This is a genomic window from Methylobacterium sp. Leaf94, assembly GCF_001426045.1.
Taxonomy (GTDB): Bacteria; Pseudomonadota; Alphaproteobacteria; order Rhizobiales; family Beijerinckiaceae; genus Methylobacterium.
On the sequence record NZ_LMRM01000001.1, the window covers coordinates 1 to 13,259 of the forward strand.

13 protein-coding genes are annotated in these 13,259 nt (G+C 66.2%); 8 read left to right on the plus strand and 5 right to left on the minus strand.

The features are described from left to right. The coding region (locus ASG63_RS00005) for an exopolysaccharide biosynthesis polyprenyl glycosylphosphotransferase (protein ID WP_244479773.1) at window positions 1-604 on the plus strand (604 nt) is incomplete at its 5' end. 265 nt (window positions 605-869) lie between these two features. Here ASG63_RS00005 and ASG63_RS00010 read toward each other — a convergent pair. After that, a complete protein-coding gene (locus ASG63_RS00010) occupies window positions 870-1,094 on the minus strand; it encodes a hypothetical protein (RefSeq protein WP_056210836.1) in 225 nt (74 codons plus the stop codon). Window positions 1,095-1,134: 40 nt separating this feature from the next. Next, window positions 1,135-1,263: a hypothetical protein gene (locus tag ASG63_RS26725; protein WP_274534703.1), complete on the minus strand. Its 129-nt coding sequence runs from the start codon at window positions 1,261-1,263 to the stop codon at window positions 1,135-1,137. Between the two features lie 196 nt (window positions 1,264-1,459). Here ASG63_RS26725 and ASG63_RS00015 point away from each other — a divergent pair, with 196 nt between their 5' ends. Continuing rightward, on the plus strand, window positions 1,460-1,762 hold the full coding sequence (locus ASG63_RS00015; protein WP_338011801.1) for a hypothetical protein: 303 nt from the start codon (window positions 1,460-1,462) through the stop codon (window positions 1,760-1,762). 259 nt (window positions 1,763-2,021) lie between these two features. Further along, window positions 2,022-4,676, plus strand: a complete 2,655-nt coding sequence (gene mutS / locus ASG63_RS00020; RefSeq protein WP_244479552.1) for a DNA mismatch repair protein MutS — start codon at window positions 2,022-2,024, stop codon at window positions 4,674-4,676. Between the two features lie 91 nt (window positions 4,677-4,767). On the opposite strand, the gene ASG63_RS00025 is transcribed toward mutS, so the two are convergent. Next, a complete protein-coding gene (locus tag ASG63_RS00025; RefSeq protein WP_056211415.1) occupies window positions 4,768-5,298 on the minus strand; it encodes a retropepsin-like aspartic protease family protein in 531 nt (176 codons plus the stop codon). Window positions 5,299-6,012: 714 nt separating this feature from the next. Between ASG63_RS00025 and ASG63_RS00030 the strand changes: the two genes are divergently transcribed. The 5 genes from ASG63_RS00030 (at window position 6,013) to ASG63_RS00050 (ending at window position 10,358) form a co-directional block, all read left to right on the plus strand. Continuing rightward, window positions 6,013-6,240, plus strand: coding sequence for a hypothetical protein (locus ASG63_RS00030; protein ID WP_056210837.1), 228 nt, complete (start codon window positions 6,013-6,015; stop codon window positions 6,238-6,240). A gap of 445 nt (window positions 6,241-6,685) precedes the next feature. After that, window positions 6,686-7,378 carry a 50S ribosomal protein L25/general stress protein Ctc gene (locus tag ASG63_RS00035; protein WP_056210838.1) on the plus strand — a complete coding sequence of 231 codons (693 nt, stop codon included), beginning with the start codon at window positions 6,686-6,688 and terminating at the stop codon, window positions 7,376-7,378. Window positions 7,379-7,504: 126 nt separating this feature from the next. Further along, on the plus strand, window positions 7,505-8,113 hold the full coding sequence (gene pth / locus ASG63_RS00040; protein ID WP_056210839.1) for an aminoacyl-tRNA hydrolase: 609 nt from the start codon (window positions 7,505-7,507) through the stop codon (window positions 8,111-8,113). 67 nt (window positions 8,114-8,180) lie between these two features. Continuing rightward, on the plus strand, window positions 8,181-9,278 hold the full coding sequence (gene ychF / locus ASG63_RS00045; protein ID WP_056210841.1) for a redox-regulated ATPase YchF: 1,098 nt from the start codon (window positions 8,181-8,183) through the stop codon (window positions 9,276-9,278). An 84-nt stretch (window positions 9,279-9,362) separates the two neighbouring features. After that, the gene (locus ASG63_RS00050) at window positions 9,363-10,358 is read left to right on the plus strand and encodes a MaoC family dehydratase (RefSeq protein WP_056210843.1); all 996 of its coding nucleotides are present in this window, start codon (window positions 9,363-9,365) and stop codon (window positions 10,356-10,358) included. A gap of 4 nt (window positions 10,359-10,362) precedes the next feature. Here the strand turns inward: ASG63_RS00050 and mtnA are convergent, their stop codons facing one another. Together mtnA and serA are read right to left on the minus strand one after the other, a co-directional pair. Then, a complete protein-coding gene (mtnA, locus tag ASG63_RS00055; RefSeq protein ID WP_056210850.1) occupies window positions 10,363-11,460 on the minus strand; it encodes an S-methyl-5-thioribose-1-phosphate isomerase in 1,098 nt (365 codons plus the stop codon). A gap of 118 nt (window positions 11,461-11,578) precedes the next feature. Further along, the gene (gene serA, locus ASG63_RS00060; RefSeq protein ID WP_056210852.1) at window positions 11,579-13,171 is read right to left on the minus strand and encodes a phosphoglycerate dehydrogenase; all 1,593 of its coding nucleotides are present in this window, start codon (window positions 13,169-13,171) and stop codon (window positions 11,579-11,581) included. Window positions 13,172-13,259 lie beyond the last annotated feature (88 nt).

The window sequence follows — 13,259 nt, forward strand, 5'->3', positions numbered from 1 at the left end:
TGCCCGTCCCAGCCTGGCGGCCCTCCGCCCCGCCCTGGACCAGACCCTGGCCGCCCTGGCCCTGTTCCTGGTCGCCCCGCTCCTGGTCCTGGTCGCCCTCCTGGTGCGCCTCGACAGCAAGGGCCCGGTCCTGTTCCGCCAGACCCGCACCGGCAAGGACGGGCACCCGTTCCAGATCTACAAGTTCCGCACCATGCGCGTGCTGGATGACGGGGCGGTCGTGCACCAGGCCACCCGGGGCGACGCCCGGGTGACCCGCGTCGGCGCCCTGCTGCGCCGGACCAGCATCGACGAGTTGCCCCAGCTCCTCAACGTGCTGCAGGGCGACATGGCCCTGGTCGGCCCGCGCCCCCATGCCCTGGCCCACGACCTCTACTACGGCGCCGAGATCCCGACCTACCGCCACCGCTTCGCCGTCAAGCCCGGCATTACCGGCTGGGCCCAGATCAACGGTTCGCGCGGGCCCACCCCCACCCTGGCCGACATGCAGCGCCGCGCCGCCCTCGACCTCTGGTACATCGAGAACCAGAGCCTGCGCCTCGACATCCAGATCCTCCTGCGCACCGTCCTGGCCGAAATCACCCGCCGCACCAACGCCTTCTGAACAGAGCCGCACAGATCGGAAGAGCGTCNCCTCTGGTACATCGAGAACCAGAGCCTGCGCCTCGACATCCAGATCCTCCTGCGCACCGTCCTGGCCGAAATCACCCGCCGCACCAACGCCTTCTGAAGCTCACTTCCTCTGCCCGTAGTCTAGCGCGATCAATCTTCGTGCTCGCCCGATACCGATCCCTCGCTTCATCCAACGAGCGTGCCGGCCCGTCCCGGGGGTAGGACAGAGCGAAGATCCAGAGATCCGATCTGGCGACCTACGAGGTGAGCGGATTGAAGTGATGAAAGATGCGATGTCGGTCCATCTCCAGGATTCCATGATCCCGCCGGATCGACCAGACGATCAACCCTTGATTCAAGAATTCGCACGCGACGCGTAACGCCTCCTCTTCGCCTCGTATGGCGAGATAGACATGCGACACAACATCCTCCTCGGATAAGCCTGCTTTGACCGATTCGCTCCAATGGACGGTCCAGGACATCGCCTACTCCTGAAACAAGCCCAATTCTCCAGCTGAACGTTCAAGCGGGGGGATCGGCGAAACGTCGACGGTGGCGTTGCTTCAACAGCCAGTCGGCATCACGCAGCACCGGCACGCGCGCAATGAAGGCGCCAATCGCCGGTGGGTCCCGGACAGCGTTCTTTTCCATGAACCCGTCCGAATCTGCCGTCGAAGAGCAATGCATCTGAAGACTGCTCGCTGAGCTGCCCCGCACGCGGGCTTCCATTGTCTCTTTCATCCCAACAAATCTTCGCAAAGAGTGGCATCTTCGATGCCCACGAATGGGAACGGATTCACTTGGAAGGACTTGTTCGCTGGATGCGCAACGGGCGCGTCGACGGAAGATGGAACTCATGACGAAACTTGCGATCGCTCTGGCCGCCAGCACTCTGCTCGGCGCCATCGGACTGACGTCTGCGTCGGCCGCTCCCGTGATGCCAACGCCTGCCCTTGCCGTCGCCGGTGATCAAGTGGTCGACCAGGTCGCTTATCGCCGTCACCACCGCGGCATGCGCTATCACCGTCATCACCGCCGCATGCACCGCATGCCGCGATCGCGGATGATGAGCGATCCGAATTCCCGCAATCCGTCGCAGCCCGGCTATCAGCAGCAGAAGGGCAACACCTCAGGCGGCCCGCGCTACTGATCATCGGCGTCGGTCACAGCAGTCCGGTTGATCGTAGGGCCGACGTGCAGAGCACGTCGGCCCTTTTCACATTCCCCAGCGCTGGCGCTTTTTTGCTTCTCCCCAGGCGAGACGCATCCTCGCGCTGATTCTCCGACGGCCGCTCTGCTATGCTGAGCCCATGTCACAGCGCATCGCCCGCTCCGTTGCCAAGTCCGGTTCCGCTCCCTCGGATTACGCGACCAGTACGGCCGTCCTCGAGACGGCTGGCGCCACCCCGATGATGGCGCAGTATATCGAGATCAAGGCCGCTAACACCGATTGCCTTCTGTTTTATCGGATGGGCGATTTCTACGAACTGTTCTTCGAGGATGCGGAAATCGCATCCCGCGCCTTGGGGATCGTGCTCACCAAACGGGGGAAGCACGGCGGGACCGACATCCCCATGTGCGGCGTGCCGGTGGATCGCGCCGACGACTACCTCAGCCGCCTCATCGCGCTCGGCCATCGTGTTGCGGTCTGTGCGCAGACGGAAGATCCAGCCGAAGCGAAGAAGCGGGGTCCAAAATCCGTCGTCCGGCGCGAAGTGGTCCGACTTGTCACGCCCGGGACCATCACCGAAGATCACCTCCTCGATCCGGCTCGTGCGAATATCCTGCTCGCGATCGCCCGTCGTAAGGCGGGGGAAACGGCCTCCGTCTATGGTCTTGCAGCCGTGGACATCTCGACGGGGCGCTTCTCCCTGAGCGAGGTGCCGTCCGGCGAACTCGACTCCGCGATCGCCCGGCACGATCCGCGCGAGATCGTGCTGTCGGAAACCATTCACGCCGATCCGGCGCTCGCCCGGTTGTGGCGCGAATGCTCGGCCCCCGTAACGCCGTTGGCCCAGGCTGAACTCGAACTCTCCGCGGCAGAACGGCGGCTCAAGGCGCAATTCGGGGTTTCGACTCTGGAGGGCTTCGGCCAGTTCGGGCGGGCCGAGATCGCCGCCGCAGGGGCGGCACTGCTTTACATCGAGCGTACACAGGTCGGTGCGCGTCCGACCCTGTCACCGCCGACTCGAGAGAGTTCCGCCGCGACCCTTTCCATCGATGCATCCACCCGTGCCAATCTCGAACTGACCCGAACCCTATCCGGTGAGCGTAAGGGAAGCCTGCTGGACGCCATCGACCGGACTGTCTCCGCGGGTGGGGCCCGCCTCCTTGCGGAGCACCTCGCCGGCCCCCTGACTGATCTCGAGGCGATCCGGCACCGCCACGCAGCTGTGGAGTTCCTGGTCGATGATGCGCCTACCCGCGCCGCCTTCCGCGACAGCCTCGCAAGAGCGCCGGATCTCGCCCGAGCCCTCTCGCGTCTTGCCTTAGGACGGGGCGGCCCACGTGACCTCGCGGCTCTCCGTGATGGTCTCGACGCGGCGCAGGATCTCGCCGATCGATGTGGGAGCCTTGTGCGCCTGCCGGAGGATCTCTTGGCGGTCGCGACCTGCCTTGCTGCCGTGGACCGCGCCCTGGTGTCGGAACTTCGTGCGGCGCTGGCCGACGACCTCCCCCTGAAGCGTCAAGATGGGGGGTTCGTACGCCCCGGCTACGATTCGGAGATCGACGAAAGCCGACTGCTCGGCCAGGATTCACGAAAGGTCATCGCTGCCCTGCAGGCGCGTTACGCCGAGGAGACTGGCTGTCGTACCCTTCGGATCAAACACAACAACATGCTCGGCTACTACATCGAGGTGCCGCAGGGGGTGGGCGAGGCCTGCCTCAAAGGTGTGATGCGCGAGACCTTCATCCATCGCCAGACCATGGTCGATGCGATGCGCTTCACCAGTATCGAACTCGGCCAGCTCGAAAGCCGGATCTCGGGTGCATCCGACCGGGCCCTGGCCTTGGAGAACGCCGTGTTCGATGCCCTCGCCGGACGAGTCCTGACGCAGGCAACCGCTATTGCTGAAGTGGCCGAGGCCCTCGCGCGGCTCGATGTGGCCGCGTCGCACGCCGAACTCGCGGTCGAGCGCGACTGGCGCCGCCCTCTTGTCGATGAAAGCTACGCCTTCGTGGTGGAAGGAGGACGCCATCCCGTGGTGGAGGCGGCGCTCCACCGCTCCGGGGCTCCCTTCATCGCCAACGATTGCGATCTGTCGGGGGAGGGGCGCGGGCGCATCCGCCTGGTGACGGGTCCCAATATGGGCGGCAAGTCGACTTTCCTGCGTCAGAACGCGCTGATTGCCGTCCTGGCGCAGATCGGCGCGTTCGTGCCGGCGGCGCGCGTTCGCCTCGGCGTCGTCGATCGGCTGTTCTCCCGCGTTGGTGCCGCTGACGACCTCGCCCGAGGGCAATCGACCTTCATGGTCGAGATGGTCGAGACCGCTGCGATCCTGAATCAGGCGACCCGTCGCTCCCTCGTGATCTTGGACGAGATCGGTCGCGGCACCGCGACCTTCGATGGCCTCTCCATCGCCTGGGCCTGCCTTGAGCACCTGCACGAGCAGAATGGCGGCCGCGCCCTGTTCGCGACCCACTTCCACGAGCTTACCGCCCTTGGACAGCGCCTTTCCCACCTCGACAACGCGACTCTCCGGGTGGCCGAGCACAAGGGCGAAGTCGTCTTCCTGCATGAAGTGGTGCCGGGCGTGGCCGAGCGCTCCTACGGGTTGCAGGTGGCACGGCTGGCAGGCCTTCCGGCCGGCGTGATCGCCCGCGCGGGTTCGATCCTGAAGCATCTCGAGAAAGCCGAGCGCGACCGACCCTCAAGGCCCCGCATCGACGACTTGCCGCTCTTTGCCAATCTGGCGCCGCCGCCGATGCCGGAGCCGGTCTCCGAAGCGCCCGACGACACCCTGCGCCTCGCTCTCGAAGCCATCGATCCGGACGCGCTAACGCCACGCGAGGCCCTGGAGGCCCTGTACAGGCTCAAAGCTGTGGTCAGCCAGGGCCATTGAGGACGTCTCGGATGGTCTCAGGTGCCGATGACTGGGCCCACGGGCGGGGCCTGATCGTTGACACCTTGGACCCGATAGGACGTCGACAGGGTCACCCCCGCAGGGTGAGGCGGCCTCCATTCATACTGAACTCGTTCAAGCGCTTCAGAAAGGACATGCCGAGGAGGCTGGTGGACAGGCGCCCGCGAGGCATGACCATGCCGTTGACCCCTTGAACGGTGATGGTGCCGATCCGTATTTCAGGAATACGCACCGGCGCCGCCAGGATGGTACCGTTGGCAGTCTGGACCGGTACGCGGAATTCGTGTTCGCCGACCCGCAAGCCCGCGCGCTCTGCATCCTCGTAAGTGAAGGCGCAGGCTGTTGCACCGGTATCGACCAACATGCGTAGACGCTTCCCGTCGATCACCGCATCGGTCGAGAAGTGTCCTTGCGCATCGGAGAAGAGCGTCAGGGTGCTCGGGCCGCCTCGCACCGATGCGCCCATGGCGCGCTCGCCCAGCGGCGTGGCAATGATGGCAGTCTCCGGGGCCAGCGGACGTTGGAATCGCTCTGCTAGCCCGACGGCCCACATTGCGGCGGCTGCCGTCACTCCGAGCGCCCATACGATCGGTCGTGTCATAGCATCCATTCCTTCCTCGATGCGGAAGAATAGATCCGCCAGGGTGAACGAGCCGTCGGTTTGGGGCGGGAATCTTCTCGTGATTCGCTGTGACCAAGGCTTATGGTTTCAGAGTCGCTGACGGGATCGATTGATGAGATCGCGCTGCGGCACCGCAATTGCTGACCCTGGAGGTCGGCAACCTCGGATAGAAAGGTGTCCTACCCAACGTTGGCAAGTTGCTCGGCGCGGGCCGCCTGCTGGGCCGCGAAGTTCAAACACGCCTACTCTACCGTCGCGGCGATAGCGGGGCTTAATTGGGGTGAACGCGTCGCTTGGGCTGATGCTGCCGAACTGCACACCGATGAAGCCTGGAGCCAAACCTTCGAAACGTGGAATCGGGGCGCGGCCGAGACCTTCCCCGCGACGGAGCGCGTCGCTGCCCGCACGACGGGTGCCCAAGTACTATCGTTCTCCCCGGGCGGGATTGTCACCGTGAGCAAGCCTGCTGGCTCCGTCTGCGGTCAAGCGAACCACACCCCTCAAAGGCTCGGGTGCACGGCTTGATGCCGGTGGCGCCGACTGAAGGGGACGCGGCCAGCCATACGCATTACCCTCTCATTGATTTCATCGATATTAATTATTGAAATCATCTGTTTGAATGATGGTGCGGTGCAAATACATTGCGATCACCGGATGAGGCATGGACCTCCGGTGAAAAGAAGGACACCTGTCATGACCAGCCGTATCTTGATTCTCGCGACCCTCGCAACGGCCAGCCTTGCCAATACTGCGATGGCGGACGACCGTACATTCCTTATGCCGCCGCTGTATCGCGAGCAGGCCCGCGCAACGGCCACCGTGCGTCCCACTTCCGAGTTGACGACGACGCCTTCCCTGACCCCACGCGTGCCTGCCACCCGGCGGGTCATTGCCGAGACCGCTGACGTGTCCGTTCGTTAAGACGACCGCCCCGTGCGTCAGGGCAGTATCTCTCCGATCCGCGCTCCAGTGGGACGTTTCCCATTGGAGCGTTTTCGTTAATGCCTCGTGGCCGAAAGCGAAAGATCTCTCAAATTATCCGCTCTATAGATTCGATTAGTAAGATAGCGCGCTCGTGTCTCCGGCCGGGCTCGCCTAGCTGCACGCCGACATATCGTCAGCCAGGCTTCGATCCACGATGCGGATCCGGGTCGGATGGATCGCCTTGGGGCGATCGGCTCGCGACCAAATGACCGCGTCCGGACGACGCCTCGGTTGCGCCGCGCGTTACTTGCGGGTATAGGCCGCGCCAGCGCCCGCCAGACACCCTTGGAGGCACGGGCGCTTCGGGGATCGGGGCATGGCCGTCCGTTTCGGGCGGCCTTTCGCGTTTTCCCGAGATTTTCATTTTCAAAAGGATCACGCCATGAGCGCAGTCAAGACGCTTGAGGCCGTGGCACGCGACCGGGTCGGCAAGGGGGCCGCCCGGGCCGTTCGTCGCCAGGGTCAAGTTCCCGCCGTCATCTATGGTGGCGGTCAGGCTCCGCAGTCCATCGCCGTCGACCTGGTCCGCGTCCGCACGCTGATCTACGCTGGTGGCTTCAAGACCACCCTGTTCGAGATCAATGCGGGCGGCAAGAAGACTCGCGCAATCCCGCGCGACTTCCACTTGGATCCGGTGTCCGGCGTGCCGATCCACGTCGATTTTTTGCGCGTCGTTGCCGGCCAGTCGATCACGGTCGAGGTCCCGGTCCACTTCCTGAACGAGGACGCGGCCCCCGGCATCAAGCAGAAGGGCGGCACGCTCAACGTCGTGCTTCACACGCTTGCGCTCGAGGTTGCGCCCGACGCGATCCCGGATGCCATCGAGATCGATCTAACCGGCCGTGATATCGGCGATGCCATCCACATCACCGACGTGAAGCTGCCGTCCGGCGCCACCTTCACCGGTGAGCCCGACGCCACCGTCGCTAACATCGTGCCGCCGACCGTGCTTGGCGCCGAGGTCGAGGCCGAAGAGGCCGCGATCGCCGAGGCGCAGTCCGCCGAGGCCGCCGAGGAGAAGGCCGAAGAAGAGGCCACCGAGGAGGCCGGCGAGGACGAGAAGAAGGAGGATTGAGCCTGGGGCGCAAGCCCTGTCTCACCCCATCCTTGCGGGTGCCCCGGCCATCAGGCCGGGGCATCTCCGTTTCCGGGGACGCCCGCGGCGTTCCGATGCGAAAACTTGTCTGGATCGATTCGCGCAATGCGCCTGATCGTCGGCCTCGGTAATCCCGGCCCACGCTACGCCAGGAACCGCCACAATATCGGCTTCCTCGCCGTGGACGAGATCGCGCGCGTGCACCGCGCCGGACCGTGGCGCCAAAAGTTCCAGGGGGAGATCGCCGAAGTGGCCCTCGGGTCCGAGCGGGCGATCCTGCTGAAGCCGCAGACCTTCATGAACGAATCCGGGCGTGCCGTGCAGGAAGCGCAGCGCTTCTACAAGATCGCCCTCTCCGACGTCATCGTCTTGCACGACGAACTGGATCTCGCCCCGGCCAAGCTGCGGGTGAAGACGGGGGGGGGCAATGCCGGCCACAATGGGCTGCGCTCGATCACGGCGCAATGCGGCAACGATTACCGCCGGGTCCGCCTCGGTATCGGACATCCAGGGGACAAGGCTCTGGTGCACGCCTACGTGCTGAACAACTTCGGCAAGGCGGAGGAGGCTTGGGTCGACGACCTCTGCCGGGCCATCGCCGACCATGCGCCCCTGCTGGCCGGTGGCGAGGATGCGAGCTTTCAGAACAAGGTCCACCTCGCCATGGCGGGGCGCGGCTGGGACGACGTCAAACAGGTCAACGCGCGCGATTGACCGCAGCGGTGACATCGGATTTCACGCGGGCAGCTTTTCAGCGGACCCGCGAACGGACAGGTGACCCATGGGCTTCAAATGCGGCATCGTCGGCCTGCCGAACGTCGGCAAGTCGACCCTTTTCAATGCGCTGACGCAGACGGCGGCGGCGCAGGCGGCGAACTATCCCTTCTGCACGATCGAGCCGAATGTCGGCGAGGTGGCGGTGCCGGATCCGCGTCTCGACGATCTCGCCAGGATCGCAGCCTCGAAGGAAATCATTCCGACCCGGCTCACGTTCGTGGATATCGCCGGCCTCGTGCGCGGCGCCTCGAAGGGCGAAGGCCTGGGGAACCAGTTCCTCGCCAACATCCGCGAGGTCGACGCCATCGCGCATGTGGTCCGCTGCTTCACCGACGGCGACGTGACGCATGTCGAGGGCAAGGTCGACCCAGCGGCCGACATCGAGACGATCGAGACCGAGCTGATGCTCGCCGACCTCGACAGCCTCGAGAAGCGCGTCATCGCCCTCGAGAAGAAGGCCAAGGGCGCCGACAAGGAGGCCAAGGAGACCCTCGATCTCGTCCAGCGTGCCCTGCCGCTGCTGCGCGAAGGCAAGCCCGCGCGCCTCTTGCAGCGTAAGCCCGAGGAGGAGCACCTGTTCCAGAGCCTCGGCTTAATGACGGCGAAACCCGTCCTCTACGTCTGCAACGTCGATGAAGGCGATGCCGACAAGGGCAACGCCTACTCGGATGCCGTGATGGCCCGCGCCAAGGCGGAAGACGCCAAGGCGGTCGTTGTCTCCGCCAAGATCGAGAGCGAGATCGCCGTGATGCCGCTCGGCGACCAGGGCGATTTCCTGGAGGCTGTCGGTCTCGCCGAGCCCGGCCTGAATCGTGTCATCCGCGCCGGCTACGAGCTTCTCGGCCTCATCACCTACTTCACGGTGGGGCCCAAGGAAGCGCGCGCCTGGACCATCGAAAAAGGCACCCGGGCTCCCGCCGCCGCCGGCGTGATCCATACGGACTTCGAGAAGGGGTTCATCCGCGCCGAGACCATCGCCTTCCACGATTATACGAGCCTGAAGGGTGAAGCCGGCGCCAAGGAGGCCGGCAAGTTCCGCCTCGAAGGCAAGGAATACGTGGTGCAGGACGGCGACGTGCTGCATTTCCGCTTCGCCAACTGATCTGACACGGGCGAGGGCGGCCTCGCTCCCGCATCGGCGAGCCGTCCCTCGGCCCGTCGAGTTCCAGCGCCTGAAAGGATCCGCATGAACGGCATCACCTTCGAGGACTTCACGCCCGGTACGGTGATCGAGGGTGGTCCGCTGACGGTGACAGAAGCCGAGATCATTGCCTTCGCTCAGGAATTCGACCCGCAACCGTTCCACCTCGACCCGGAGGCCGCCAAGGAAACCTTCGTCGGTCAGCTGATCGGCTCCGGCTGGCAGACCGCCGGCTTCGGGATGCGTCTCCTGCAGAAGCATGTCTTCCGCGGCGCTACCTCGATGGGCTCGCCCGGGATCAACGAGCTGCGCTGGCTCCGGCCGGTGCTGCCGGGCGATCGCCTGAGCATCTCGGTCCGGGTCGACACCTGCCGGGCCTCGAACTCGAAGCCGGACCGCGGCTTCGTCGGTTTCGCGATGACCGTCCTGAACGGGGATGGCGAGCGCGTGATGACACAGATCTTCACGGTGATGTTTCCGCGGCGCGGCGTGGCCTCCTTGCCGCCGCGGGCCGTATCGCCTGCGGACGCCGTGCCGTCCGCAGAGCCCGACGATGCCGAACAGCTCCACTTCCTCGAAGCGACACCCATCGGTGCCGTGCGGGATCTCGGCGGCCACCACTTCACGCCGGAGGCGGTCATGGCCTTCGCGCAAGCCTACGACCCGCAGGCGTTCCACCTCGACCCGGAGGCCGCCCAGCACACCCATTTCGGCGCGCTCTGCGCCTCCGGTTGGCATACCGCTGCCGCTTGGATGAAACGGCTCCACATCACCCGCGGCCGCGACATCGCCCATACGGCGAAGACCGGTCCGGTCCCGCAACTCGGTCCCTCACCGGGCTTTCGCGACATGCGCTGGCTGGCGCCGGTCTATGCCGGCGACACGATCCGATACAGCTGTACCCTGATCGACAAGCGCGAGACCGCGTCGCGCCCCGGCTGGGGCCTCGCCTCCCACCAGAACACTGGCGTAAACCAGCGCGGCGAGAAAGTCTTCGCCTTCACTGGCTCTGTGTTCTGGCAATGGGCATCCGACGCCTGAGGGGTCAGGCGGCCTTGCGCCGTTCCGGGTAAAGGCCGAGAAGCCCCTCGGCATCGGCCGCGGCGACGCCGCGCTCCGTGATGAGACCGGTGACGAGGCGTGCCGGCGTCACGTCGAAGGCGGGGTTCGCCACAGGGCTTCCCGGCGAGACGACTTCGACGGTGGCGAAGCCGCCATCGGCCAGACGCCCGGTGAGATGCGTGACCTCGCGTCCGTCGCGCTCCTCGATGGGGATCTCGCGCACGCCGTCGTCCAGGGTCCAATCGATCGTCGAGAAGGGCAGGGCGGCGTAGAACGGCACCCGGTTGTCGCTGGCGGCCAGCGCCTTCAGGTAGGTGCCGATCTTGTTGCAGACGTCACCCGAGGCCGTGGTACGATCCGAGCCGACGATGCAGACGTCGACGGCACCGTGCTGCATGAGGTGACCGCCGGCATTGTCGGCGATGACGGTGTGCGGGACGCCGTGGGCGTTGAGTTCGAACGCCGTCAGGGCCGCGCCCTGGTTCCGAGGGCGAGTCTCGTCCACGAAAACGTGGACCGGCACGCCGGTATCGTGCGCCACGTAGATGGGTGCCAGGGCCGTTCCCCAATCCACCGTCGCGAGCCAGCCGGCGTTGCAGTGGGTCAGCACGTTGATGGTGCGATTCTTTTGACGGTGCAGGTCGCTCAGGATCTGTGCACCGTGGACGCCGATGGCGTGGCAGCTCTCCACGTCCTCCTCGGCGATACGGCCGGCCTCCGCGTAGGCGAAGACTGCGCGCTCGACCGCAGGCACCGTGCGAAGCTTGGCGGCGACACGGTCGAGGGCCCAGCGCAGGTTGATCGCGGTCGGCCGCGTGGCGGCGAGGATCGCCACGGCCCGGTCGAGCCCGGCTTCGGAGGCATCCGCGCGCAGGCCGAGCGCGAGCCCATAGGCGGCCGTGACACCGATCAGCGGGGCGCCGCGCACGACCATGGTGCGGATCGCCACCGCGGCCTCTTCCAGGGTGGACAGCGTCTTCAGCTCGAAGGCGAAGGGCAGGCGGGTCTGGTCGATCACTGCCACGGAGGCGCCGTCCTCTGCGGGGAAGATGGTGCGGTAGGGCTTGCCGTCGATCTTCATGGGGGGATCCGGATGCTGGCGGTTTCGAGGCCGAGAAGCCTCGTCGTTGGACGGCGTTTACGTCAGAATGCGGTCGGGAGGCCAGCTTGCGGCCCGATCTGTCGAGACCGCAAAATTCTCAGAACCGCAGCGGCCGCACCCGCTTCACCTGTGGGATCGCGGCGATGCTAGCCAGAACGTCCTTCGAGACCGGCGCATCGACGGCGCAGAAACAGATGGCATTGCCGCCCATCCCATCGCGTCCGAGGGCGAACGTCGCCACGTTGACGCCGGCTGCGCCGAGCACGTTGCCGAAGCGTCCGATGAAGCCCGGCTGGTCGTGATTGCGCACGTACAGCATGTGCTCTGCGAAGGCGGAATCGATCGGAATGGAGCGGATCTCGATCATGCGCGGCTTGCCGTCGTGGAAGACCGTGCCGGCGGCATCGCGGGGCATGTCCTCGGCCTCGACGGTGATGCGGATCACCGATCCGAAATCGGGTGCCCCGCCGGCGCGGGTGACCTCCTCGACACGGATGCCGCGCTCGCGCGCCACCGCCGGGGCGGAGATCATGTTGATGCCCGACAGGACGGGGCGGAGCACGCCGGTGACGGCGGCCGCCGTGAGTGCGCGGGTGTTCATCGCCGCTACCGCGCCTTCATACGTCACCCGGATGCCGTGGATCGGCGCGTCGGTGAGCTGGCCCAGGAACGAGCCGAGGTTCTCGGCCAGCTCCACGAAGGGTCTCAGGCGCGGCGCCTCGTCGGCCGAGATCGACGGCGTGTTGACGGCGTTTACGACGGCGCCCTGCAGGAGGTAGTCCGCCATCTGCTCCGCGATCTGCAGGGCGACGTTCTCCTGCGCCTCCTTCGTCGCGGCGCCGAGATGGGGCGTGCAGACCACGTTCGGATGCCCGAAGAGCGGGTTCTCGTAAGCCGGCTCGGTCGCGAACACGTCGAAGGCGGCGCCCCCGACCTGGCCGGACTCGAGGGCAGCGCGCAGTGCGACCTCGTCGACCAGGCCACCGCGGGCACAGTTGATGATGCGGACGCCCGGCTTCGTCCGCGCCAGGGCGTCGGCCGAGAGGATGTTCCGGGTCCGCTCGGTCAGCGGGACGTGCAGGCTGATCAGGTCGGCCCGCGTGAGAAGCGCGTCGAGTTCGCGCTTCTCGACGCCGATCTCGACGGCGCGCTCCGGCGTGAGGTAGGGATCGTAGGCGATCACCTTGAGCTTGAGACCGATCGCCCGGTCGGCGACGACGGCGCCGATGTTGCCGCAGCCGATGATCCCCAGGGTCTTGCCCGTCAGCTCCATGCCCATGAAGCGGGCCTTCTCCCAGCGGCCGGCCTGGGTCGAGGCGTCGGCCTGCGGGATCTGCCGGGCGAGGGCGAACATCATCGCGATGGCGTGCTCGGCGGTGGTGATCGCGTTGCCGAAGGGGGTGTTCATCACGATGACGCCGCGGGCGCTGGCCGCCGCCACGTCGACGTTGTCGACCCCGATTCCGGCGCGACCGACCACCTTCAGACGGTCGGCCTGCGCCAGCAGCTTGGCCGTGACCCTGGTGGTGGAGCGGATCGCGAGACCGTCATAGGTACCGATCAGGGCGGCGCAGGCGTCGCGATCCCGGCCGAGCTCGGGCCGGAAGTCGACGTCGAGGCCGCGGTCGCGCAGGCGCTGCACGGCGGCTTCGGAGAGGGCGTCGGAGATGAGCACCTTGGGCGCGGGCATGGCGGTGTCCGGCTCGGGCGGGGGAAAACCGACGCGCGACGGGGCCGGACAGCGGCTCCGTCGCGCGCACGGTATACGACGCGGGTGA